Source organism: Sphaerisporangium fuscum (genome assembly GCF_018531465.1).
In the GTDB taxonomy this organism is placed as follows: domain Bacteria; phylum Actinomycetota; class Actinomycetes; order Streptosporangiales; family Streptosporangiaceae; genus Sphaerisporangium; species Sphaerisporangium fuscum.
The window spans coordinates 75,756-99,602 of sequence record NZ_JAHDTF010000042.1 but is presented as its reverse complement, the minus strand read 5'-3'; the positions used below and the strand labels follow the sequence as shown (position 1 = coordinate 99,602).

21 protein-coding genes and 1 pseudogene are annotated in these 23,847 nt (G+C 71.3%); 13 read left to right on the top strand and 9 right to left on the bottom strand.

Translation table 11 applies throughout. The annotated features are described in order from the left end of the window. Positions 1 to 277: pseudogene (locus tag KIK05_RS40695) on the bottom strand (DUF4097 family beta strand repeat-containing protein); the annotation flags it as partial. Between the two features lie 277 nt (positions 278 to 554). On the opposite strand from KIK05_RS40695, the gene KIK05_RS40690 reads away from it, so the two are divergent. Further along, the gene (locus tag KIK05_RS40690; protein WP_214416230.1) at positions 555 to 1,319 is read left to right on the top strand and encodes a GbsR/MarR family transcriptional regulator; all 765 of its coding nucleotides are present in this window, start codon (positions 555 to 557) and stop codon (positions 1,317 to 1,319) included. 61 nt (positions 1,320 to 1,380) lie between these two features. Here the strand turns inward: KIK05_RS40690 and KIK05_RS40685 are convergent, their stop codons facing one another. After that, the gene (locus tag KIK05_RS40685; protein WP_214416229.1) at positions 1,381 to 3,369 is read right to left on the bottom strand and encodes a sugar transferase; all 1,989 of its coding nucleotides are present in this window, start codon (positions 3,367 to 3,369) and stop codon (positions 1,381 to 1,383) included. A 196-nt stretch (positions 3,370 to 3,565) separates the two neighbouring features. Next, positions 3,566 to 6,007: an efflux RND transporter periplasmic adaptor subunit gene (locus KIK05_RS40680; RefSeq protein ID WP_214416228.1), complete on the bottom strand. Its 2,442-nt coding sequence runs from the start codon at positions 6,005 to 6,007 to the stop codon at positions 3,566 to 3,568. Positions 6,008 to 6,232: 225 nt separating this feature from the next. Between KIK05_RS40680 and KIK05_RS40675 the strand changes: the two genes are divergently transcribed. From KIK05_RS40675 to KIK05_RS40640, 8 genes are all read left to right on the top strand, one after another. Next, positions 6,233 to 7,408, top strand: a complete 1,176-nt coding sequence (locus tag KIK05_RS40675) for an efflux RND transporter periplasmic adaptor subunit (protein ID WP_214416227.1) — start codon at positions 6,233 to 6,235, stop codon at positions 7,406 to 7,408. Next, a complete protein-coding gene (locus KIK05_RS40670; protein WP_214416226.1) occupies positions 7,405 to 8,139 on the top strand; it encodes an ABC transporter ATP-binding protein in 735 nt (244 codons plus the stop codon). The genes KIK05_RS40675 and KIK05_RS40670 overlap by 4 nt, the downstream gene beginning before the upstream one ends. After that, positions 8,136 to 9,422 carry an ABC transporter permease gene (locus KIK05_RS40665; protein WP_214416225.1) on the top strand — a complete coding sequence of 429 codons (1,287 nt, stop codon included), beginning with the start codon at positions 8,136 to 8,138 and terminating at the stop codon, positions 9,420 to 9,422. Before KIK05_RS40670 ends, KIK05_RS40665 begins: the two co-directional genes overlap by 4 nt. A 27-nt stretch (positions 9,423 to 9,449) precedes the next feature. Next, positions 9,450 to 10,103: a hypothetical protein gene (locus KIK05_RS40660; RefSeq protein ID WP_214416224.1), complete on the top strand. Its 654-nt coding sequence runs from the start codon at positions 9,450 to 9,452 to the stop codon at positions 10,101 to 10,103. Beyond that, the gene (locus tag KIK05_RS40655) at positions 10,103 to 10,837 is read left to right on the top strand and encodes a response regulator transcription factor (RefSeq protein ID WP_284681571.1); all 735 of its coding nucleotides are present in this window, start codon (positions 10,103 to 10,105) and stop codon (positions 10,835 to 10,837) included. Before KIK05_RS40660 ends, KIK05_RS40655 begins: the two co-directional genes overlap by 1 nt. A gap of 149 nt (positions 10,838 to 10,986) precedes the next feature. Then, positions 10,987 to 12,444, top strand: coding sequence for a sensor histidine kinase (locus KIK05_RS40650; protein ID WP_308250328.1), 1,458 nt, complete (start codon positions 10,987 to 10,989; stop codon positions 12,442 to 12,444). Positions 12,445 to 12,941: 497 nt separating this feature from the next. After that, positions 12,942 to 13,208, top strand: a complete 267-nt coding sequence (locus tag KIK05_RS40645; protein ID WP_214416222.1) for a hypothetical protein — start codon at positions 12,942 to 12,944, stop codon at positions 13,206 to 13,208. Positions 13,209 to 13,265: 57 nt separating this feature from the next. After that, positions 13,266 to 13,964, top strand: coding sequence for a helix-turn-helix transcriptional regulator (locus KIK05_RS40640; RefSeq protein WP_214416221.1), 699 nt, complete (start codon positions 13,266 to 13,268; stop codon positions 13,962 to 13,964). Here the strand turns inward: KIK05_RS40640 and KIK05_RS40635 are convergent. Then, positions 13,951 to 14,343, bottom strand: coding sequence for a VOC family protein (locus tag KIK05_RS40635; RefSeq protein WP_214416220.1), 393 nt, complete (start codon positions 14,341 to 14,343; stop codon positions 13,951 to 13,953). The two genes, KIK05_RS40640 and KIK05_RS40635, sit on opposite strands and share 14 nt — an antisense overlap. A gap of 145 nt (positions 14,344 to 14,488) precedes the next feature. Between KIK05_RS40635 and KIK05_RS40630 the strand changes: the two genes are divergently transcribed. Together KIK05_RS40630 and KIK05_RS40625 are read left to right on the top strand one after the other, a co-directional pair. Then, on the top strand, positions 14,489 to 16,252 hold the full coding sequence (locus KIK05_RS40630) for a P-loop NTPase family protein (RefSeq protein ID WP_250564256.1): 1,764 nt from the start codon (positions 14,489 to 14,491) through the stop codon (positions 16,250 to 16,252). Then, positions 16,249 to 17,937, top strand: coding sequence for a GTPase (locus KIK05_RS40625; protein ID WP_214416219.1), 1,689 nt, complete (start codon positions 16,249 to 16,251; stop codon positions 17,935 to 17,937). The genes KIK05_RS40630 and KIK05_RS40625 overlap by 4 nt, the downstream gene beginning before the upstream one ends. Before the next feature lie 8 nt (positions 17,938 to 17,945). On the opposite strand, the gene thyX is transcribed toward KIK05_RS40625, so the two are convergent. Both thyX and KIK05_RS40615 read right to left on the bottom strand, forming a co-directional pair. Further along, complete coding sequence (gene thyX / locus KIK05_RS40620; protein WP_214416218.1) at positions 17,946 to 18,731, bottom strand: FAD-dependent thymidylate synthase; 786 nt, start codon at positions 18,729 to 18,731, stop codon at positions 17,946 to 17,948. A 359-nt stretch (positions 18,732 to 19,090) separates the two neighbouring features. Then, entirely contained in the window at positions 19,091 to 19,606 is a 516-nt protein-coding gene (locus KIK05_RS40615; protein ID WP_214416217.1) for a hypothetical protein, read from the bottom strand. A 241-nt stretch (positions 19,607 to 19,847) separates the two neighbouring features. Here KIK05_RS40615 and KIK05_RS40610 point away from each other — a divergent pair, with 241 nt between their 5' ends. Together KIK05_RS40610 and KIK05_RS40605 are read left to right on the top strand one after the other, a co-directional pair. After that, complete coding sequence (locus tag KIK05_RS40610; RefSeq protein ID WP_214416216.1) at positions 19,848 to 20,312, top strand: hypothetical protein; 465 nt, start codon at positions 19,848 to 19,850, stop codon at positions 20,310 to 20,312. Positions 20,313 to 20,353: 41 nt separating this feature from the next. Further along, positions 20,354 to 20,656 (top strand): hypothetical protein, encoded by a 303-nt coding sequence (locus tag KIK05_RS40605; RefSeq protein ID WP_214416215.1) that lies wholly within the window; start codon positions 20,354 to 20,356, stop codon positions 20,654 to 20,656. Between the two features lie 37 nt (positions 20,657 to 20,693). Here the strand turns inward: KIK05_RS40605 and KIK05_RS40600 are convergent, their stop codons facing one another. The 3 genes from KIK05_RS40600 to fahA form a co-directional block, all read right to left on the bottom strand. Next, the gene (locus KIK05_RS40600) at positions 20,694 to 21,797 is read right to left on the bottom strand and encodes an SPFH domain-containing protein (protein WP_214416214.1); all 1,104 of its coding nucleotides are present in this window, start codon (positions 21,795 to 21,797) and stop codon (positions 20,694 to 20,696) included. A gap of 3 nt (positions 21,798 to 21,800) precedes the next feature. Beyond that, positions 21,801 to 22,232 (bottom strand): NfeD family protein, encoded by a 432-nt coding sequence (locus KIK05_RS40595; protein ID WP_214416213.1) that lies wholly within the window; start codon positions 22,230 to 22,232, stop codon positions 21,801 to 21,803. Positions 22,233 to 22,356: 124 nt separating this feature from the next. Beyond that, the gene (gene fahA / locus KIK05_RS40590) at positions 22,357 to 23,565 is read right to left on the bottom strand and encodes a fumarylacetoacetase (RefSeq protein WP_214416241.1); all 1,209 of its coding nucleotides are present in this window, start codon (positions 23,563 to 23,565) and stop codon (positions 22,357 to 22,359) included. Between the last annotated feature and the right edge of the window lie 282 nt (positions 23,566 to 23,847).

Sequence of the window (23,847 nt, the reverse complement as noted above, 5' to 3'; positions counted from 1 at the left end):
TGGCTTGGATGTGGGAGCCGGTGGGCAGTTTGACGGTGACTTCGATGGCTCCGGTGGGGCCGAGGTACTGGTTGTTCATCGGGGTGGTGATGCGCAGGACGCCGTCGGTGTATTCGACGGTGGTCTGCTCGGCTGCTTTGACGTCGCGGCTCTTGGTGGCGGTGGCGGGCAGGATCTGGACGGTGGTGTCGGCGCGGTCGGCGGCGATGAGCTGGACGCGTCCGGCGGGGATGTCCAGGACGGTGGTGATCGGGGTGGGGGTGGCGAACTTCTGCATGGTGTGCTCCGTGTGCTTCTGCTGTGGTCCCTGTTGTTTCTGACACCGGAAACGCTACGTTGCTTTCCAACTCACCGCAACACTCGCGTTGCTCGAAACCTGTATCTATGCAGGTAGAGACACGAAAAGTGTTGCAACGGTCTTCGAGATTAATGCAACGCTCTTCGCCGACTCGTTGCAATGCATTGAGCGTGAACGCTATGGTGGACGCGCCGGAACACCATCACCCGGAACCACCACTACGGGGCCACCCGCGCAGAGCACGAAAGAGGTCGTCATGCCAGGAGGCAGGCTCACCCAGCAAGAACGCCAGCAGATCGCCACCGGGCTGGCCGACGGCCTGGCCTACGCCGAGATCGCCCGCCGCCTGGACCGCCCCACCTCCACCATCACCCGCGAAGTCCAACGCAACGGCGGCCCCACCGGCTACCGCCCCGAACTGGCCCACCGCGCCACCCAGCAACGCACCCACCGCCGCCGCCAACCCCCACCCCAAGGCCCGCAACCCTCCCCCCAGCCCTACGGGCGCGACGCCACAGCCGTACGCGACTACCAGGAAACCCTCACCACCGTCTTCATGACCTCAGGCCTGCCCAAAATGATGGCCCGCGTCCTTGGCTGCCTCTACACCACCGACAGCGGCAGCCTCACCGCCGGCGAACTCGCCCAACGCCTCCACGTCAGCCCCGCCTCCATCTCCAAAGCCACCACCTTCCTCGCCGACCTCGACCTCATCCGCCGTGAACGCGACCAACGCCGCCGCGAGCGCTACACCGTCGACGACGACCTGTGGTACCAATCCATGATCCGCAGCGCCCGCTCCAACGACCAAGTCGTCGAAGCCGCCCGCCAAGGCGTCACCATCCTCGGCCCCGGCACCCCCGCCGCCACCCGCCTGGAAAACGTCGCCCGCTTCCACGACTTCGTCACCGAAAGCCTCATCCGCGCCGCCGAACAAGCCCGCGAAGTCCTCTACACCAAAACCACGACCACCCCACCCGCAGAACCGAATCCAGACCAGCCGCACACCCCCACACCATGACACCGACACGCCCGGCAGGCTCGGAAGGAGCTGATCTGCCGGGCGTGCGGAAAAATCGAGGCTAGGAAATGCGCTTCCAGTAAGTGGAAATGAAGCCCCAAAGCAGATTTCGATCCAGGCTCAGGCTCGCGTTCTTGTCGTACCAGAGGCCTGTGAAGCCTCGTTGCACGTCGAACGCATGTGTCATCGGCTTGAGACCGAGCTCTACGATCTTGTTGGCGAACGGGCCGATCCAGCCGGGCTTCCCGGCCAGATCCGCTTCGTTCCAACGTAGACCCAGAAAGGGGCCCAGGGCCGTTATCGTCCTCTGTCTGTCGCTCAGCAACAGCGGCCGGTTGTCCACGACCGACATGTTTCCTTTGACGAGCACGTTGTAGGCCATTTGGCCGATCTCGTCGAAAGTGGATTTCGCCCACGCTCGGCCGACCTTCGTACGCTGCGGATCCGATGCGCCGAGGCTGCCGTCCTTGCCGTCGATCATCTTCATCGTACGACCCTTGAGAACGTCGAACTCGCGGCCGAACTGGCCGATCCGTTTCTGCAGGAAGAAGGGATTCCTTCCGTCCTCGGCGAACTTCGCGAGCGCGAAGAGAGAGGTCACAGGGGCGGTGATCATGAGAATTCCCAAAGCCCACTTGACGTCATGCCACCGCTTGGCCGGACTCTGCTTCCAGCCTCGGCCCCTCAGGCTCGCGTAGTGCGGGGCAGGCCAGGTTCGGGCGGCGATGCCCGCGCCGGTGCTGAGCACGGCCATGCCGAATCCCATCTCGGCGGCGTGCTTCCAATCCCAGCCACCGCCGCCGGCCCATCCCGTCGCCGCCAGCACGGTCGTGCTCACCGCCCCGCCGACCAGGATCCGGGAGAACGCCCGCTCCCATGTGGCCGACTCCATGGCCTCCGCCAGGCCGGTGAGCGCAGGTCCGCCTCGGCGTAGGAGCGCGGGCAGCGCGCCGTGCGCACCGGCCATCGACCCGCCGGCGAGCGCTCCGTGCAACATGTCCCGAACCAGCTTCCCCGCATCGATGGCACCGGTGGCGAACAACTGATCGATCACGCTCAATCCGCCGGAGAACATCGCGCCGAGCGCGGCCTGACGGATCATCAGCAGGGTGATCCGCAATGCGAGGCCCTCCGCGCGGATCAGCTTCTTCACCACGACGTCGAGCAACGGGCCGAGCCGGGGGGCCAGTAGCCTCGAAAGGAGCATCAGCGCCACCACGAACGCCGCGCATGCCACGAACTTCTCTCTGGCCTTAACGATCGCGTCATGGGCGATCTGGCCGCAGTCGGCGAGACGCTCGCACCGCCGCCGCAGGTCCGCCAGCTGCCCCTGCTCGCCGTGCACCACCCGCGCGGCCCGTCCGAACGCGGCCGTGGCCAGCGCGGACCCGGGGCCGGTCACACGACCGGCCTGACCGGCGATCTGCTCCTGGACATCGCCGACCATGCGTCCCATCGCCGCCGCGGCATCCCGCAGCCGCGCCACACCGTCGAGATCACCATCAGGCCACGCGGACGCGCACCCTAGGGACTCGAGGAACCAGATCGTCTGGCTCACGAAGCCAGGCGGTGGTGTGGTCGCCGGCAGGCCGCCTGGGCCCAGCGGGGGCTCGTACTCCTCCGGATCCGTCAGCCATCTCGGGCACGACTGCCCGTAGGGGATCCCGGCTGCGGCACGCCTGCCCCCGGTGCCGAATATCCCGGCCACCATCCCGGTGTTCGCGTTCTCGGCCGCCGCCTGCCCGCACGCGGCGACGACCATTCCGGCCGCCATCCCGCGCAGCAGGTTCACCGCCGTGACCAGGTCTTTCAGCAGGTCGTCGCGTAGTTGGGCGAACCCCGGCATGCTCTTCTCGGAATCGCCCTCGAACAGCGCCCGGCCGAGATCGTCCTGGCTGAAAGGTCGCTCGTCCATGAACCGGCAGAACCTGTCCACGCCCTCGGCCAGATCGTCAGCAGCCTCCCGGACGCCTTTCCCCGCACTGATCCAGGTTCCCGGGGTGGACAGCAGTACCCCCGTAAGGTCCGGATCGTTGGTGGCGATGTCCATCAACCTCGGTATTCAGCCGGGAATCAGCTCTGAAGATCGTCAATAGGGAAGGGTGCCTCCGACCTGCGATGATCGGATTTTCTGGATCAGAATATCCCAGATGTTCAAGCAGGTACGGGAGGGCGCCGGGGCGGCGGTGGTTCAGGTGCGCGGTGGCGCCGGGGTGGCGGTGGTTCAGGTGCGCGGTGGCGGTGGTCTAGGTGCGCGGTGGCGCCAAGGCGGCGGTGGTCCGGGTGCGCGGCGTGGCCGGGAGGCCGGGGAAGCCGTCGTCCGGGAAGCCGCCCGCGCCCGTCGCCGCCCGCAGTTGGATCCGGTCGCCCTCCGACAGGCCGGAGCGGATCTCCACGTACTGGTCGCCGCGCACTCCCACCTGGACCGCCCGCTCGACACTCTGCCCGCCGTTGCGGACGAGCACCATGGTCACGCCGTCGGCCCTGGTCCGCACCGCCTGCGCCGGTACGTACACCGCGTCGTCGGCCTCGTCGATCGTCACCTCGACGGTCGCCGTCTGCCCGAGCATGAGCTTCTTCGGCTGCCGGTCGAAGGCGATCATCACGCCGTACTGGACCAGCCGGTTCGTGCTGGTCGCCGCCACGTCGATGTGGGTGACCCTGGCGTCGTACGCCGTGCCGGGACGGGTGGCGAGCGCGACCGTGGCGAGCTGACCGACCTTCAACCTGCCCACGTCGGTCTGGGAGAACATGGCCTTGACCTGCAGTTCGTCCAGGTTGCCGAGGGTGATGAACGCCGAGCCGGCGCTCGCCTGCGCGCCCGGGACGCCGGTGACGGTGAGAATCGTGCCCTTGGCCGGCGCCTTGATGGTCACCCCGGCGAGGGCGTCCTCAGCCTGCTGCAGGACGGTCCTGGCCTTGCTGACGTTCGCCTCGGCCTGGGCCATCGTGGTCACGGCCTGACCGCCTTGCCCTCCCTGACCGCCCTGGCCTCCCTGGCCTCCCTGACCGGCCTGTCCGTTCTGCCTGCCCTGGCCCGACCGGTCCTGGCCCGACCGGTCCTGCGGCTGCCCGCTCGGGTCGGCGGTCGGGGTCCCGCTGGGCGTGCCGCAGCTCGGGTACGGGGTGGCGGTGGGCGTCCGGCTCGGCTTACCGGAGCCGGACGGCTTCGGCGTCGCGGTGTGCCGGGGGGCGACCGTCGGCTTGGGGGAGCCGGTCCGCTGGGGCGCGGCGGAGGGCTCGCCGGACCGCGGATCGACCGCGACCGGCGTCCGCGACGAGGACGGCGACGGCCTCCCGCCCGATCCCTCATCCCCCTGCGCGGCCCCGGCCGACGCCCCGCTCACGCCAGGAGTGCGAGCCGATTCCCCACCCACGCCAGAAGTACCGACCGGCTTCCCGTTCATGTCCGGGGTGTGGGTCGGCTTCCCGTTCGTGTCCGGGGTGTGGGTCGGCTTGTCGTTCGTGTCCGGGGTGTAGGTCGGCTTCCCGTTCGTGTTCGGGGTGTGGGGCGACTTCCCGTTCGTGTCCGGGGTGTGGGGCGGCTTCCCGCTTCTGCGGGGAGTGTGGACCGGCTTCATGGTCCCCGTCCCCGAGGGGACGGGGTCGGCGGTCCGGGTTCGTGCGGGGGCGGGCCTCGGCGTGCGGGTTTTCGAGGGGGCCGGAGTGCGCGTTCGGGACGCTGTGGGGCTCGCGGATGGCGCGGAGCTCGCGGACGGTGTGGGCGTGGGGGTCGGGGTGGGAGTGGGCGTGGCTTCGGGGGTGGGAGTCGCGTCCGCAGGAGTGGACGGCGAGTCGGAGGGCTCTGCCACGCCGACCTCCATCGCGGCGAGCGTGGCCGCGTCCGGCCTGATCGTGAAGATGACCGGGGGAGGTGTGCCGTCCTCCGTCCCGGTCACCGTCGGCGTCGGGCTCGCCGAGCCCGAAGGCTGGGGACACGGCTGCGTGGAGGGGCCGCCCGAGGGGCGCCCCGAAGGGACGCCAGAGGGCTGAGGAGAAGAGCTGCTGGACGGGCGCTCGGAAGGGACACCGAAAGGCTGAGAAGAGTTGCCGGACGGGCGCTCCGAAGGGACACCGGAAGGCTGAGGAGAAGAGCTGCTGGACGGGCGCCCCGAAGGGGTGCCGGAGGGGCCTTCCGAAGGAGTACCAGAAGGGCTTCCGGAGGGGTGCGCCGACGGGTTGCCCGAGGGGCGGCCGGAGGGCTGGGCGCTGGGGGCCGGGGTACGGCCGGACGTACCCGAGGGGGCACGGCCGGACGTGCCCGAGGGGGCACGGCCGGAGGTGCCTGATCCCGTGCCGCTGGCGGACTGGCCGTTCTCCAGCTTGTCGAGCGTTTCCTCCGCCGCGGCGAGCGAGGCCTTGGCGGCGGTGTAGTCCTCGCGGGCGATCGTGTCGTCGACGCGGGCGAGCACCTGTCCCTTCCGGACCTTCTGCCCGACCTTGACGTACACCTTCTCCACCGTCCCGGACGCGCCGAAGGCGAGGTCGCGGGTGTGGGCGTCCACGGTGTTGCCCGCCGCCGACACCGCGCTCACGACCGTGCCGCGCCTGGCCGAAGCGAGTTCGACGCTCGTGGTGGCGGGGGCGTCTCCGCTGCCGGCGTAGACCATCCCGGCGCCTACCAGGACGATCGCCGCGAGGGCGAGTCCCCCGACGCGTACGGCGGCCGGCGGAGTGCTCGATCTCATGCGGGACATCCTGGAGGGCCGACGTCACTCCCAGCTCAGCCGGGCCTGAGAGTTTCCTGTAAATCGGAAGTCCCGCCCCGGTGCGCCTACCTGCGGGTTCACGCACTCGCCCGCGTGAGCCGCCTGCGTACGGGTCCCCGGGCGGGGACCAGGGTGCGGTGTTGTCAGGAAACCTTCAGGGACGGCGGAGGTTCGCCCAAGCGGGGTGGACCAGGCTCAGGGGGCGTGAAGCTGTCGACGAAGCGCAGAGCGCTGATCGTGAACGGCGCGCTCGGGCTGCTGTTGCTGGGCGGTGCCGGCGTCGCCTACGCCTCCCTCACGGGTGGCTCCTCCACCCAGGTCGCACCGATGACGGTACCGGTCACCCGGGGGACCGTCCTTTCGTCGGTGTCGGCGTCCGGTTCGGTGGCGAGCGCCAGGACCCGCTCGCTGAGCTTCAGCACGAGCGGCACGGTCAAGAAGATCTACGTCGAGGCCGGGGACAAGGTCAGCAAGGGCCAGATCCTGGCCCGGATCGACGACACGGCGGCCTCGGAGGCCCTGGACGCCGCGCAGGCGAGCCTGAACGCGGCGGAGGACGGCGACACCTCGACGGCTTCCGGATACTCCCAGTACATCCAGGCCCGCAACTCCTACCGTGACGCCGAACGCACCCTCGCCGGAACGGTGATCAAGGCGCCGTTCAGCGGCACGATCACCGCCGTCAACGGCACGGTGGGCGGCTCGTCCTCGGGATCCGGCTCCTCCGGTTCGAGTGGTTCGAGCGGTTCGAGCGGGTCCGGCGGCGGCTCCTCCGGCGGCGCGGGAGGCGGCGGCTCGACCGGTTCCTCCGGGTCGTCGGGCTCCGGCTCGTCCGGGGGCTTCGTCGAGATCGCCGACACCAAGCGCCTGCAGGTGGTCGGGAACTTCACCGAGTCCGACGTGACCAAGCTCAAGGTCGGCCAGCCCGCCACGGTGACGTTCGACGCCCTGCCCGGCGTGACGGCGAGCGGCAAGGTGACGCTCATCGACCCGGTCTCCCAGACCAGCAACAACGTGGTGCAGTACGCCGCCACGATCTCGCTCACCAACGTGCCGAAGTCGGTGCGGCTGGGACAGACCACCAGCGTCCAGGTCATCGTGGCCAAGGCGGACGACGTGCTCACGGTCGCCACCAGCGCCGTCAGGACGGCCGGCGGCCAGAACACGGTGACCGTCCTGGAGAACGGGCAGCAGGTCACCAGGCGCGTCGAGGTCGGCGTCAAGGGCGACACGACCACCGAGATCAAGTCGGGGTTGAAGGAGGGCGACCAGGTCGTCCGCGCGACGACGAGCACGTCCGGAAACCTCCAGGGCGGTTTCCCCGGCGGAGGCTTCCCGGGCGGCGGCGGGATCCGCATCGGCGGCGGAGGCGGGCGGTGAGCCTCGTACCCGTCCTGGACGTCCGCGGGGTCACCAAGGTCTACGGGCAGGGCGACGCCACCGTCCACGCTCTGCGCGGGGTGTCGCTCACCGTCGACCGCGGCGACTACGTGGCGATCATGGGCGCCTCGGGCTCCGGCAAGTCGACGCTGATGAACATCCTCGGCTGCCTCGACGTGCCGAGCGGCGGCAGCTACCTCATCGACGGCACCGACGTCGGGGCCCTCGGCGACCGGCAGCTCGCCATCCTGCGCAACCGGAAGATCGGCTTCGTCTTCCAGTCGTTCAACCTGATCCCGCGCATGAGCGCCCTCGCCAACGTCGAGCTGCCGCTGGCGTACGGCGGGGTCGGGGCGGGCGTACGGCGGCGGCGCGCCCTCGCGGCGCTCGACCAGGTCGGGCTGTCGGACCGGGTGCACCACGACCCGAACGAGCTGTCCGGCGGCCAGCAGCAGCGGGTGGCGGTCGCCCGGGCCCTCGTCACCGCCCCGTCGCTGCTTCTCGCCGACGAGCCCACCGGCAACCTCGACACCAAGTCGACCACCGACGTCCTGCAGATCCTCGACCGGCTCAGCGCCGCCGGACGGACCATCGTCCTGATCACCCACGAGGACGACGTGGCCGGGCACGCCAAGCGCGTCATCCGCCTGGTCGACGGCCAGATCATCGAGGACCACCGGCAGGCGCCCGTGGACGGTCCCCCTCCGAGATTCCTGGGAGTGGCCTCGTGAACGCCCTGGAGGTCATGCGCTTCGCCCTGCGCGGCCTGACCGCGAACAAGATGCGCAGCGCGCTCACCACCCTCGGCATCCTCATCGGTGTCGCGGCGGTGATCCTTCTGGTCGCGGTGGGTGAGGGCAGCTCCCGGGCGATCCAGCAGAACATCCAGCGGCTCGGGTCCAACACGCTGACCGTGATGCAGTCGTTCGCGGGCGGCGGTGGCGGACGCGGTGGCGGCGCGTTCTTCGGCGGAGGGGGAGGAGCCGCGGGGCCGGGGCAGCAGCAGGGCGGCACCGGCCCGCGTACCCAGGCCAAGCAGCTGTCCCTCGACGACGCCAAGGCCATGGCGGACCCCACCAACGCCCCCTCGGTGAAGAGCGTCTCCCCGGTGGTCACCGCCGCGTCCCAGACGGCCACCTACCAGGGGGCCGGCCACTCGATCTCGCAGCTCGTCGGCACCTACCCGAGCTACTTCGAGGCCTCCAACAAGCCGGTGGCCAAGGGGTCGTACTTCTTCAACGACGACGTGCTGGCCGCCCGCAAGATCATCGTCATCGGGCAGACGGTGGCGGACGACCTGTTCGGCACCGTCGACCCGCTCGGCAAGCAGATCAGCATCAGCGGCGTGCCGTTCACCGTGGTCGGCGTGCTCAAGCAGTCCGGCTCGTCCGGCTTGCAGGACGCCGACGACGTCGCCATCGCGCCGCTGCCCGCCGTACAGCAGAGCCTGACCGGGTTCGGGTCGATCGGGCAGATCATCGTGCAGGCGAAGTCCGCCACCGCGGTCGACGCGGCCGAGTCGGAGATCACCGAGATCCTGAACCAGCGGCACGGCATCACCGGCACCGCGGCCGCGGACTACCGGATCCTCAACCAGGCGCAGTTGCAGGAGGCGGTCGGCGCGGCGGTCGGCACGTTCACGGTGCTGCTCGGCGCGGTCGCCGCGATCAGCCTGCTGGTCGGCGGGATCGGCATCACCAACATCATGCTCGTCACCGTCACCGAGCGGACCCGCGAGATCGGCATCCGCAAGGCCATCGGTGCGCCCCGGGGCGCGATCCTCGGCCAGTTCCTCGCCGAGGCCACGATGCTCAGCCTGGTCGGCGGCCTGCTCGGCGTGGCGATCGCCCTGCTCGGCAGCAGGTTCACGATCGCGGGCGTCCAGCCGGTCGTCGTGCCCACCTCGATCGTGCTGGCGCTCGGCGTCTCGGTGGGCATCGGGCTGTTCTTCGGCAGCTACCCGGCGAACCGGGCCGCCAAGCTGCGCCCGATCGAAGCGCTGCGGCACGAGTGACGTACGGCCACCGCACAAGGAGAGATCATGAGTACGAGCAGGCGCAAGCCGTACGCCACGGAGGAACCCGTGACGGCTGACGAGCTGCTGGAGTCCTCGCCGTTCGGGGGAGACCTCGACGCCGAGCTCGCCGCGCGGCCCGAAGGGCGGCGGATGTCCGGCCTGACCATGGCGCTCGGGGCCGGGGTGCTGCTGGTGGCGGGCATGCTCGCCGGCATCCAGCTGCAGAAGGCATGGGGGGCGTCCTCCCCCTCCGGCGGCCGGCAGGCCCTGGCGGGGCAGGTGCTCGGCGGAGGCTACGGCGGGCAGCGCGCCGGCGGCGCCCGGGGCGGGTACCCGGGGGCCGGGGGCCTCGCCCAGGGCCAGGCGCCGGGGAACGGATCCGGGCAGGCGGGCGGGAACGGCGGCTTCGGCGGGCTCGGCGACGTGACGTTCGGCACGATCAAGCTCGTCGACGGCGGCAAGATCTACGTCCAGACGATGGACGGCGGCGTCGTCACCGTCACGACCTCCTCCGACACCAAGGTCCAGGTCACCAAGGACGGCAAGGTGAAGGACCTCAAGCCCGGCACCACCGTGACCGTCCGGGGGCAGCGGGCCGGTGACGGGTCCGTGAAGGCCGGTTCCGTCAACCAGGGCGGCGCCGTGGGCGCGTTCGGCAATCGAGGAGGTGGCGGCTGATGACACGCAGGCCCGACAACGGATCAGGCGACCGGGGACGCGCGATGCGAGCCGAGGCGAAACTGCTGGTCGTCGACGACGAGCCGAACATCCGGGAGCTGCTGTCGGCCACCCTGCGGTACGCCGGGTTCGAGGTGCTGACGGCGGCCGACGGCCGGGAGGCGGTGCAGCTCGCCGAGCGGGTACGTCCCGACCTGGTCGTCCTGGACGTGATGCTCCCCGACATGGACGGTTTCGCGGTCGCCGGCCGGCTGCGTACCGGCACCAGGCGGACGCCGGTGCTGTTCCTGACCGCGCGAGACGAGACCGAGCACAAGATCACGGGGCTTGGTCTGGGCGACGACTACGTGACCAAGCCGTTCAGCCTGGAGGAGGTGCTGGCCCGCATCCGGGCCGTCCTACGCCGCACGCGCGCCGACCTCAACCTACCCTCGCGGCTCCAGGTCGCCGACCTGGAGCTGGACGAGGAGGGCCGCCAGGTGTGGCGGGCCGGCAAGCGCGTGAAGCTCTCACCGACCGAGTACAAGCTGCTGCACTACTTCATGGTCAACGCCGGGCGGGTGCTCTCCAAGGCACAGATCCTCGACCACGTGTGGAACTACGACTTCGGCGGCGACCGGAACGTGGTGGAGTCGTACGTCTCCTACCTCCGGCGCAAGATCGACACAGTGGAACCCCGGCTCATCCACACACTGCGGGGGGTGGGCTACGTCCTGCGCGCACCACGGCAATGACCGGCCGCACCCGCTCACCTGCCGCCGTCCACGGGCCGGAGCGGGGAAGATCCACCCGCGGGTTCACGCCGGTGCGTGAGACCGGACCGGGGGGGCCGGCCGGCGGATCCGGGCCGGCGCGTAAGACCGGGCCGGGCCGGTTCAGGCCCGTGCGTGAGATCAGGCGGCGTCTCGCCCGGACGCCGCTGTGGCTGCGCCTGGTCGCCGGGACGCTGCTGCTCGTCGCCCTCGCGATCACCCTGACCGGCGGGTTCGCCGTCCAGTTGCTGCGCGGGTACCTCGTCACCCGCGTCGACCGGCAGTTGGAGATGGCCTCCCACGCCCGCAGCGACAGCTACGTGCCGCCCTCGCGGCAGACCGGCGTGTCCCATCCGCCGAAGCAGTTCGGCCTGTTCTACATGGCCATGCTCGCGCCCGACGGCACCCTCGAACGCACCCTTCAGGAGAACCCGGACGCCGACCCGCCCGAACTTCCCCACCTGGCCCTCGGGCAGGTGTGGGTCCGCAACCGGGTGCCGTTCACCGTGGAGTCCGCCTCGGGCGTACGCTGGCGGGCCGTCGCGGTCCCCGAGGGCGTGCGGATCCGCGTCGTCGCCCTCCGCATGGGCGAGATCGACGCCACCGTCACCCGGCTCACGATCATCGTCACGTCCGTCGGCGGAGGCGTGCTGATCACCCTCGGCTTCGCCTGCTACTGGCTGGTACGGCGCAGCCTGCGCCCGCTGGTGGAGATCGAACGGACGGCCGGCGCGATCGCCGGCGGCGACCTGTCGCGCCGCGTACCGCTGCGGCACCGCCGCACCGAGATGGGCAGGCTCGGCAGGGCCATCAACGGCATGCTCGCCCAGATCGAGGCGGCCTTCGAGGACCGCGAGGCGTCGGAGATCGCGGCGCGCAAGTCGGCGTTCGAGGCGCGCCGGTCGGAGGACCGGATGCGCAGGTTCGTCGCCGACGCCTCCCACGAGCTGCGCACCCCGCTCACCTCCATCAGGGGGTACGCCGAGCTGTACCGCCACGAGGCGCCGAGCCTGGCCGAGGCCACCCGGCTGATGCGCAGGATCGAGGACGAGGCCGCCCGCATGGGCATCCTCGTCGACGACCTCCTGCTGCTCGCCCGGCTCGACCAGCAGCGTCCCCTCGAACGCCGGCCGGTCGACGTGCTCAGCCTCGCCGCCGGGGCCGTGCTCGACGCCCAGACGCTCGCCCCGGACCGCGAGATCGACCTGGTACGGCTCGACGGCGCCGACGGGCCGGTCACCGTGACGGGTGACGAGGCGCGGCTCCACCAGGTGATCTCCAACCTGGTCGGCAACGTGCTCCGCCACACCCCGTCCGGTACGGCCTTCAGGGTCGGTGTAGGGGAGCTGGAGGGGAGCGTGGTGATCGAGGTGACGGACGAGGGCCCGGGGCTGGCGCCGGGCGACGCGGAGCGGGTGTTCGAGCGCTTCTACCGCGCCGACCCCTCCCGCACCCGCAACGGCGGCGGTGGCACCGGCCTCGGCCTGTCGATCGCCGCCGCCCTCGTCCAGGCCCACGGCGGCGCCATCACCGTCGACAGCGACCCCGGCAAAGGCGCCACCTTCCGCGTCGCCCTCCCCAACTTCTGAGCCGCGAGGGGCGCGGCGGTGGTCTGAGGAGGAGGGAGGGTGAGGAACGAACCCCTACGACGACGAAGACCGCCGCCTCAAGGAGCGCCCCTCGCCGCCGAGCGGAGCGAGGCCATCCAACAGGGTTGACAGGTGAAATTCAGCTCGGTCCCACCTGGCGCTGAGTTTGGTGGCCTGTGATGGAAGTCGCCAGAGTCCCTCGGTTTCCCGGTGGAGTCCGCCTCGTGACTGCGTTGCCCCGTGTTCTCGGCCCGGCCGCCGTGGCCGCCGTCCTGCTGACCTCCGGTTGTGGTGCTGACTCGAACGCCACGACCGGTGCCAAGGCTGTGCCCAGCGGGTCCGGTGACCAGCCAGCCGCCTTCGCCGAGTGCATGCGCAAGAACGGCGTGGACATGCCTATGAGGCGCCCCAGCGGGGCGCCGACGGCTCGGCCCAGCGGTTCCCCGTCAGCTCGGCCGAGCGGGGGACCGGGGGGCTTTGGCACCATGTCGCCGGAGATGCGCAAGGCCTTCGAGGCGTGCCGTTCGCTCATGCCGCAGGGCGGGTTCGGCCGGGGGCGCGGTGCCGACGACTCGGTCATGCGGGCGTTCCGTACGTGCATGAAGGACAACGGGGCCGAGCTTCCCCAGGACGGCGGCATGCGCCGGCTCGAGACCGGCGACCCGAAGATCGCCCAAGCGTTGAAGAAGTGCCGTCCCCTCCTCCCCACCCGCGCCCCCGGAGCCCCTGGTGACGCGACCGCCACTCCTGCCACGACGACCTGAGCGCGACCGGTTCCTCGTCGCCGGAAGGTGTCGGACCCGGCGTCTAGGCTGACGCCCGTGAACCGTACCGATCGCCTTTACGCCCTGGTCGAGGAGCTGCGGGCCGTCGCGCCTCGGCCGCGCAGCGCCCGCTGGCTGGCCGATCGCTTCGAGGTCAGCGTGCGCACGGTCGAACGGGACATCAACGCGCTCCAGCAGTCGGGAGTGCCGATCTACGCCGAGCCCGGCCGCAGGGGCGGCTACTGCCTCGACAAGGCGCGCACACTGCCGCCGGTCAACCTGACGCCGGGCGAGGCCGTCGCGATGGCGGTGGCGCTGCGCAGGCTGGAGGGCACCCCGTTCCAGGCCACCGCGGGCTCCGCGCTGCGCAAGCTGGTCGCGGCGATGCAGCCCGACGACGCCGCGGCGGCCCACGACCTGGCGGGCCGCGTCCATCTGCTCGGCGACGAGGGCCCCCTGCCGCCGGTGCCGCGCGTGGTGGCGGCCGCGCTGTCCACCCGCCGCGTGCTGCGCATCGGTTACAGCGACCGCGAGGGTGTCGTCACGACGCGCGAGATCGAGCCACTCGGCTACATCGGCAAGGCGACCCACTGGTATCTCGTGGCCTGGTGCCGCCTGCGCGACACCCTGCGCGTCTTCCGTACCGACCGGATCACCTCGGTGTCGGTCACCGCCGAGGTGCCCCCGCCGCGCTCGCTGCGCAGCGAGGATCTCGACATCCCCTACGGGGTGGTCTGTCAGCTCACCTTGAGCTGACGCCGTCACTCGGCGGGGTGAACACCTTGAAGTGGTTTCCGGCCGGGTCGAGCAGGTGCGCGAAGGTCACCCCGACCGGGTTGACCACCGGCCCGTGCTGAACCCTGCCACCCGCCTCCTCGACCCGCCGGCACGCGGCCTCGACGTCCTCGACCAGCACGGTGAAGACCGCGTAGCTGGGCATCTTCCCCTTCGTCGCGAAGAGCCCGCCGCGCAATCCCTCCGCGTCGCCCGTGGTGATGATCTGGTACGCCGGGTCCGTGCTCTTGGCGTCGTCGTGCGCGACGGTCCAGCCGAACACGTCGCCGTAGAACCGCTCCGCGGCCGCCGTGTCGTCGGTGCCGATCTCGAACCAGGCGATGCCGTTGATTCCAGGCATGTCATTCCTCTCGGGTAGCGCCGGACTTGCCCCGGCTCGTCCTACTTTGGAGGGCCGCGGCGACAGCCCCCTGTCGGTGTTTCCGGAAGAACGACAGGTCCGTCCGCGGGGGGATAGGCGGCCGCCACCGGGGCATGACCGCTCTATGGCAGGTAACGACGGCCTGCTCGTGGCCCTGGAGACACTGCGGCGCCGGCTCGACCACGACCTGTTCCCGCTCGCGGTCGGCGACGTCGCCGCGCATCGCCGTGCCCTGAAAGAGGTCGTCGGCCAGCTCGACGACTACCTGCTGCCGCGCGTGGCCGCCATGGACGCTCCGCTCCTCGCGGTCGTCGGCGGTTCCACGGGGGCCGGCAAGTCGACCCTGGTCAACTCCCTGGCCTGCGCCGACGTCACCGAGCCGGGAGTGCTGCGACCGACCACGCTGGCGCCCACGCTGGTCGCCAACCCCGCCGACGAGGCCTGGTTCACCCGCCAGAACGTCCTGCCCGGCCTGTCCAGGACGACCGGCCGCGGCCGCGGCGAGCCCGGCACGCTGCGGATCGTCACCGCGGGCACGCTCCCCCCGGGGCTCGCCCTCCTGGACGCCCCCGACATCGACTCCGTCGTCACCGCCAACCGGGAGATGGCCGCCCAGCTCCTCGCCGCCGCCGACCTGTGGCTGTTCGTCACCACGGCGGCCCGCTACGCCGACGAGGTCCCGTGGGGCTTCCTGCGCAGCGCCCGCGAGCGGAGCACCGCCCTGGCGGTGGTGCTCGACCGTGTGCCGCCCGAGGCCCTGGAGCCGGTGGTCGCGCACCTGAACCGCCTCCTCGACGAGAACGGCCTCGCCGGGACGCCGCTGTTCAGCGTGCCCGAGGTGACCCTGCCCGAGGAGAACGGCCGCCTGCCGGAGGAGGCCGTACGATCCGTGCGCCGCTGGCTGGCCGACATCGCCGCCGACGCCCAGGCCCGCGCCGAGGTCGTCCGCAGGACCCTGCTCGGGGCTCTCGACAGCGTGGCGTCCCGCGTCCCGGTGCTCGCCGACGAGGCGGAGCGGCAGCGGGCCGGGCTCGCCGACCTGCGCGTCTCGGTCGAGTCGGCGTACGGGGCGGCCATGGCGACCTTCGACGACGCGATACGCGACGGTTCGATGCTGCGCGGCGAGGTCCTCTCCCGCTGGCAGGACTTCATCGGCACAGGGGAGTTCATGCGCTCGCTGGAGTCGCGGATCGGCTGGCTGCGCGAGAAGGTCGTCTCGGCGTTCCTCGGCCGCCCCGCCCCGGACACGCAGCTGAGGGTCGCCCTGTCGTCGGGCGTGGCGGCGCTGGTCCGCTCGGCCGCCGACGCCGCCGCCGAGCGTGCGCTGGACGCCTGGTCCGGCACGCCCGCCGGCCGCGACATCGTGGAACGGGCCGGCGCGGTCGCCGCCGGACGCCTCGGCCGCGCCTCCTCCACCCTGCCCGAACGCGCCGCCTCCGCCGTGCGGGCGTGGCAGGGGTACGTCCTGGAGCTGGTCGCCAAGGAGGGCGCGGAGAAGCGCACGACGGCGAGGCTGGCGTCGTTCAGCGTCAACGCCATGGGACTGCTGCTCATGCTCATGGTCTTCTCCGCCACCGGAGGGATCACCGGGATCGAGGTCGGCATCGCCGGAGGCACCAGCGTGCTGAGCCAGAAGCTGCTGGAGGCGGTGTTCGGCGACCAGGCCGTCCGGACGCTGACGCAGGCGGCCCGCGATGACCTCCGCAGCCGCGTGCGCGCGCTGCTCGACGAGGAGGCCGCCCGGTTCACGTCCCTGCTCGAAGGGGTCGGGCCACCCGAGGACGCCTCCGCCGCCCTCCGGCAGGCCGCGCAGGCCGTACGCGACCACCGGGACGAGATCACGGCTCCGCCGGAGGCCGCCGTCCGAGCGAGGGCGGACGGGCGGTGAAGGTGCTCCGGCGCAGGGCCGTCGTGTCCCTGGACGACAGGCTCGCCGCGCTCGCCGAGGCGGCCGGGCTGGCCGAAGGACGCCTCGATCCGGCCGCCGTCCAGCGGGCCCGCGCCGTGGTGGCGCGGGCGGGGACGCGGCGCAGCCTCTCGGTGGACCACACCGTCGTGGCACTCGCGGGCGCGACGGGGAGCGGCAAATCGTCGTTGTTCAACGCGCTGTCCGACACCTCGCTGGCGGCGGTCGGGGTGACCCGCCCCACGACCTCGTGGGCACAGGCGGCGATGTGGGTGCCCGAGGGCTCGGGCCCGCTGCTCGACTGGCTGGAGATCCCCCGCCGCCACGCCCTCGACGGCCCAGCCCAGGACAGGGGCGAGGCGCTGTCGGGGCTGATCCTGCTGGATCTCCCCGACCACGACTCCATCGAGCTGTCCCACCGCCTGGAGGTCGACCGCCTGGTCGACGTCGTCGATCTCCTGGTGTGGGTGCTCGACCCGCAGAAGTACGCCGACGCCGCCGTCCACGAGCGGTACCTGCGCCGGTTGCGCCGCCACCGGGACGTCATGGTCGTCGTCCTGAACCAGGTCGACCGCCTCACCCCGGACGCCGCCGGCCGCTGCCTGCGCGACCTGCGCCGGCTGCTGGACGACGATGGGCTCTCCGGCGTCCCGGTGATCGGCACGTCGGTGACCGAGGGGGCGGGGATCGGCGAGCTGCGCGCCGTGCTCGCCGAACGCGTCGCGAACCGGCAGGCGTGGGCGGCACGCCTGGCGGCCGACACCGGCGCGGCCGCCGACGTCCTCGCGTCGGCCTCATCGGGACCGCCGGCGGAGCTCGACAAGCGGGCAGAGGCGTTGGAGCAGACGCTTTCGGGGGAGCTGGCCCGGCCGCTCGCGACCGCACTGGCCGAAGCGGCGGGCGTCCCCCTCGTGGTCGAGGCGGTCGCCAAGGCGCACCGGCACCGTTCGGCCGCCGCCACCGGCTGGCCCGTCACCCGCTGGCTCCGGCGATTCAGGCCCGACCCGCTGCGCCGCCTCCGCGTCGGCCTGGGCGTCGCCGAACCCGTGAGCCGTGCGGCGCTCCCCGCCGTGGGCGCGGCCTCCCCGGTCCAGCCCCGTACCTCGATCCCGGCCGCGACGGCCGTGCAGCGGTCGCACGTCGACACGGCGATCCGGGACGTGGGGCACGCGGCGGCGGAGGGGCTGCCCGAGCCGTGGGCGCCGGCCGTAAGGCAGGCGGCACGGTCACGGGCGGACGAGCTGGCCGAACGTCTCGATGTCGCGGTGGCGGTCACGGCCTCGGACGCGGGCCGGCGGCCACGATGGTGGAGAGCCGCCGGCCTGCTCCAGTGGGTGATCTTCGCGGCCATGCTGGCCGGGCTGCTGTGGCTGTCCGGCCTGTTCCTGGTCGACTACCTCCGCCTTCCCCCGGTTCCCACGCCGATGCTCGGCCCCGTCCCCTGGCCCACCGCGCTGCTGGCGGGCGGAGCCCTCGCGGGCGTGCTCGTCGCCCTGCTCTGCCGTCTCGTGGCGGCCTTCGCGGCTCGCCGGCGTGCGCGGAAGGTACGGCAGGCGCTGCTGGCCGCCGTCGACGCGGTCGGCCGGGAACTGGTGCTAGACCCGGTCGGCGAAGAGCTGGCACGCGCCCGCCGCTTCGCCCGCCTCCTCGCGACGGCCCACGGCTGATCCCGAGGTCAGACCTTGCGCCAGCCGGGGGTCCAGACGCCGTCCTCGACGGCGTAGTCGCCGAACAGCGCCGGCGCCTCCTTCGCCATCAGCTCGCCGACCTTGCCGAACAGCAGCCGGATCTCCTCCTCGGCGCCCGGCGCTGTCCGGCTCTCGATCACATGACGCAGCGTGCGGACGTTGGCCGTCCACACCATGCCCGTCGCCAGGCCTTCCGGGGCGAACCGCCGCATGAACGACGTCTTCGCCTTCTTCTCGGCGAAGGGCACGCCCTCCTCGTCCAGCCCGAAACGGCCGGCCATCCAGTGCTGGAAGGCCTCCATCTGCTCCAGCAGGGCCGTCGCCCGTTCCATCAGCTCGGCGTCGTCCTGCGCCCACTGCGGGAACCAGAACGGCAGGTCGTCCAGGCGCACGAAACGCAGCGACTCCTGGGAGACGGCCGTGCCGGCGCGGTGCCGGACGAGCTCGTGCGTGGTCACCCTGCTGACGTTGTGCAGCACGAAGGAGAAGCTCACGTGTTCGAGCACCGACCCGTGGGCGCTGGACAGGATGTTGCGCAGGTAGGCGTCCTGGTCGCTGCGGATCCGGGTGACGTTGGGGTTGAGACCGGGCTCCCAGGAGCGGTAGCAGATACGACCGGCGAACTCCGCCAGGTTCTGCGCGTCGTCCAGCTCCCCGCGATCCACCCGCTCCAGCCAGTTCTCGCCGCCGACCTCGGCGAGGTAGCTCGCGACCTCGTCGTAGTCGAGCTGGGGCCGGGCGATGAGATGGACCTGTGGTTCGACACGGCGCAAGGTGATCTTCTCCAGGTGTATCGGTGAAGGGCCGCGCAGAGTCTCCCACAGGCCCGCCGAGCCGGCGCGTACGGATCCCGGAGGGTCCCGGAGGGTTCCGCCGGATCCCGCCGGGTCTCGGTTCTGCCGGGTCCCGCCGGATCCCCGGAGTGGCCCGTCGGATCCCCGGAGTGGCCCGCCGGATCCCCGGAGTGGCCCGCCGGATCCCCGGAGTGGCCCGCCGGATCCCGGAGGGGACATGAGGGCCCTCATGTCCCCTGGAACGCCGGGTGCCGGATTCGTCTGGTGCCTCCCCGGTGACCTCCGGAGCGGCGCCCAGCCGGTCATGCCCCCGGGGTCTCCGCCCGGCCGGTGCTCGGTCAGCGGCCTTCGTCGTAGAAGTCCCCGCGCCCGCGCTCTTCGGTCGTCGTGGTGGTGGTCCTCTTGGTGATCTTGGCGCCTCTGGAGGTCCGGCCCTCTTCGATGGTCGTGACGCGCCGGCCCACGACCCTGCCGCCCCTCGACGTCTCCTCGGTGGTCGTCATGCTCCTCTCGGTCTTGCCGTGACTCTTCGTCTTGCCGTGACCGCCGCCGCCCTTGCAGTCGGCCTTGCCGTCCTGCAGGCCGACGTCGAACCCGCGCTCGAAGTCAGCGGAGACGTTGCCGCCCGGGCTTCCGCTGCTGCTGCACGTGGCCTTGCCCGTCCTGTAACCCAGCTTGTATCCCCTCAGGTAGTCACCCTGGTCCTGAGGCAGCGCACGGACGACTCCCGCCGTCGTACGGTGGCCGCCGCCGGTGGAGTGTGGGGTCACCGAGGCCTGCGCCGTTCCGGCCGACCAGACCGCGGCCGACAGGAGCGCTGGGCCGAGCAGCGTCAGCCGTCGCTTGCTCACCATGGCCGACTCCCTTCCGTCTCCGAGCCACCCGACGATCGCCGACCCTCCGGGTGGCCGCCTTTCTCCCCAGGGTGTCCTCCACCGCGGCACCCGCCCGTGACGCGAGCGTGACGAGGCGGGGATGACATCCAGGTGCCCAGGCACCACTACGGGCTGCCTCGGGGACTATTTGCTGGAGCGCCAGGTATCGGAACGCAGGACAGCAGAGGGCATCTGAAGTAGTTCAGATAGCATGGCAATCATGGCGACGAAGACCTTCCCCTACAGTGCGTTCCTGCGTGGGCCCTCCCAGGTTCTGCCTTCCCTGGATGACGCGGACGTCGTTCTGGAACGCAGGGACGACGAGAATCTCATCCTGATGCGCGCCGAGCGGTTCGAGGCCGGTGTCGCCACCCTCCGTATCGCGGCGCGCGCTCTCGCCATCCTCGCTCGCCGCAACATCGATCTCGCAGAAGAAGTGCTCGCCGAGGAGTTGCCGTGGACGACGTGGTTGCCGGAGTCCGAACGGCACATGTGTGTCCGTGAGTTGCTCGGCCACCTTCTGGCGGGAGCTGATACGGGCGAGCTGGTGCCCTTCAGCAGGGCGCTGATCTCGTGGCGGTCGACGGCTGTCGCCTGGAGCGACCCCGAGCTCGCGCGTGATCTCCAAGGGCCCTTCCCCGGCGACGGTACAGAGGTCCCTCGACCTGCCGATGAGCCGGCGTGACGAGCAGAGGGCAGGAGGTCCCCCGCCCCAAGCCCTGGACAGTGCGCTTCGCAGACCGCCAAGCAGCGGAGGGCTGGAGTCATCTCCTCGCCCATGCGCTGGAGAACCTGGATCGAGCATGGGTTGCCATCACCGCCGATCCGCGGCATGTCGACAGCCGCCAGCATCCTCTGAAGGGCGGGCTCGGCACGGTCAAGGTGGGCGGCGAGTCGATGGAGCAGTGGCAGTACGAGGCCACATCCGGTGGCCGAATTCGGTATGCCATTGACGACGAACACCGCACCTTGTGGATCACCCGTGCCGGTACCGGGCATCCGGCGCGGACAGACAAGCGGAGACGCTGAAGCCGATGCCCGTCAAGAGGGGTTCCGCCGGCTTAGGTCAGGAGGTGCGGGTTCCGGGGTCGTGGTGGGGGTCGGGGCGCTGCTGGGAGACGGGCGTGCCGGCGTCCAGGTCGGACAGGGGGTCGGGGAGGGACGTGCCGGGGCCGAGCCGGCGGGGGCCGGTCTCCTCGGCGTCGGCGATGGCCTCCTCGGCGGCCCTCTCCGCGCGGGCCGCGGCCTCCTTGGCGGCGCTCCTGGTCTCGCCCGCCTCGCGGGTGGCGGCCGACGGCGGCAGGGCCTCGGTGAAGGCCCGGGACACTCCCTGCAGAGCCGAGGTGACCTCGCTCGGGATCACCCAGAACGTGTTGCCCTGCCCCTGGGCGAGCTGGGGAAGGACCTGGAGGTACTGGTAGGCGAGCAGCTTGGGGTCGGGATCGTTGCGGTGGACGGCCTGGAACACCTCGTCGATGGCCTGCGACTGGCCCTCGGCCTTGAGGATCGCGGCGGTGCGCTCGCCCTCCGCGCGCAGGATGGCGCTCTGCTTCTCACCCTCGGCCGTGAGGATCTGCGACTGACGCAGGCCCTCGGCGTTGAGGATCGCGGCACGCTTGTCGCGCTCGGCGCGCATCTGCTTCTCCATCGCCTCCTTGATGTTCTTGGGCGGGTCGATGGCCTTGATCTCGACGCGGTTGACCCGGATGCCCCACTTGCCGGTCGCCTCGTCGAGCACCCCGCGCAGCTGGCTGTTGATGGTGTCGCGCGAGGTCAGGGTCTTCTCGAGGTCCATGCCGCCGACCACGTTGCGCAGCGTCGTCACCGTGAGCTGCTCGACGCCCTGGATGAAGTTGGCGATCTCGTACGCCGCCGCGCGCGGGTCGGTGACCTGGAAGTACAGGACCGTGTCGATGTCGACGACGAGGTTGTCCTCGGTGATGACCGGCTGCGGCTTGAAGGAGACCACCTGCTCACGCAGGTCGATGAGCGGCCGTACGCGGTCGACGTAGGGGATCACGAAGTTGAGACCGGGCTCGAGGGTGCGATGGTAGCGGCCGAGGCGCTCGACGTTCCCGGCCCGCGCCTGGGGGACGATGCGCACCGATCGTAGGACCGTGAACACCGCCAGCAGGACGATCAGGATTCCGGCGACCAGTGCGGCGTCCATGGTTCACTCCCGGGGATAGACGAGGGCGGTGGCCCCTTCGATTTCGATGACGTCCACCTTCGCGCCCGCCGGGATCACCAGCGTCTCGTCGTACGCGCGAGCGGACCACTCCTCACCCCCGATGCGTACCCGGCCGTTGAGCCCCGTCACCTCCCGGGTGACGTAGGCGGACCTGCCGACGAGCGCCGAGACGCCGAACCGCTGCACGGGCGGCTGGGCGATGTGGCGCCGGGCGAAGGGGCGGAGGACGACGAGGCCGGACACCGAGCCGAGGATGAACACGGCGAGCTGGATCCCGGTCGGCAGTCCGATCGCCGCGACCGCCGCGGTCAGCAGGGCGGCGGCGCCGAGCAGCCCGAGCGCCGCGGTGAGCGTGAAGATCTCTGCCACGCCGAGCGCCGCCGCGATCATCAGCCAGAAGATCCATGAGTCCATAGCCCCGGCCCTCCTGTAATGGAAAACGCGTTGCCGGCGTCGGTGGTTCCTTAAGGCGGCCCTTTGATTTCCACCGTAGTCCCATTTTTCGGAGCGCGGCAGGGCAAGTCTCCGTGGCCCGGCCTCAGCCGGCCGAGGGCAGGATCGTGCCGCTGACCTCCCCGAGCGCGATGCGTGAGCCGTTCGGGCCGGGGGCCGTGGCGGAGATCGTCACGGTGTCGCCGTCGTCGAGGAAGGCGCGCGTCCGGCCGTCGGACAGCTTGACCGGCTCGGTGCCGTTCCAGCTGATCTCGATCAGCGATCCTCGCTGCTCCCGCTCGGTCCCGGAGACCGTGCCGCTGGCGAACAGGTCGCCGGTGCGCAGCGAGGCGCCGTTCACGGTCATGTGGGCGAGCATCTGGTCGGGTGTCCAGTACATCGCGGCGTACGGCGGGCTGGAGATCGCCTCGCCGTTCAGTTCGACGCTCAACGTGATGTCGAGCCCCCACGGCTCCCGCCTGCGCAGGTAGTCGAGAGGTTCCGGATCCTGCTCGCGCCCCGGGACGCGGGCGTGTTCGAGCGCCTCCAAGGGGGTGATCCAGGGGGAGATCGAGGTGGCGAACGACTTGCCGAGGAACGGCCCGAGCGGGACGTACTCCCAGGCCTGGATGTCGCGGGCGCTCCAGTCGTTGACCAGCGTCACCCCGAAGACGTGCTCGGCGAAGTCGCCGGCCGGCTCTCCCATGCCCGTCGGCACGCCGACGAGGAACCCCAGCTCGGCCTCGATGTCGAGCCTGGTGCTCGGTCCGAAGGCGGGCGTGCCGCCGCCGGGCGCCGGGGCGCGCTGCCCGCGCGGCCGGGTGATCGGGGTGCCGGACACCACGACCGTGCCGGAGCGGCCGTGGTAGCCGACCGGCAGGTGCCGCCAGTTGGGTTTGAGGGGGTTCTCGTCAGGGCGGAACATGCGGCCCAGGTTCGTCGCGTGCTCCAGGGAGCAGTAGAAGTCGACGTAGTCGCCGACCTCGACGGGGAGGTGCAGCCGCACCTGGTGGAGCGGGACGAGGTGCGGCTCGACGGCCGCCCTGTTGGCCGCGGCGTTCGCGGCGTCCGCCGACAGCAGGTGCTGGATGAGGTGACGGGTCTCCCGCCACGCCTCCCGTCCCCGCGCCATGAAGTCGTTGAGGCCGGGCCGGGCGAAGATCTCGTCGTGCAGGACGGGCGCGAGGTCGAGGACGTGCTCGCCGACGCGCACGCCGACCCTTGGTGGCTCGCCCTGGCGCGAGAAGACCCCGTACGGCAGGTTGGCCAGGCCGTAGGGGGAGGTGTCGGCTCCGGGGACCCAGGTGGACGTCATGATCTCCTCGTGGACGGACGGTACCGTGCCGGCGCGGCGTTCGATCAGGCCGAGCGTCCGCAGGTCGTGGATGGGCGCGCCGGTGCTGCACGACCCGTACGAGACCAGCAGCTCGCGGGCGCGGCGCGCGGTCTCGGGCGTGACGGCCCGTGCGAGCGCCGCCAGTTCGCGCCGGTCCATGATCTCGAGCACGCGCACGGGATCGCGCCCCTCGATCGCCGTGCAGACGGCGAGCAGGAGGTTGAGGAACCCGTGCCGGTACACCCCGAGGCTCGGGTCCGG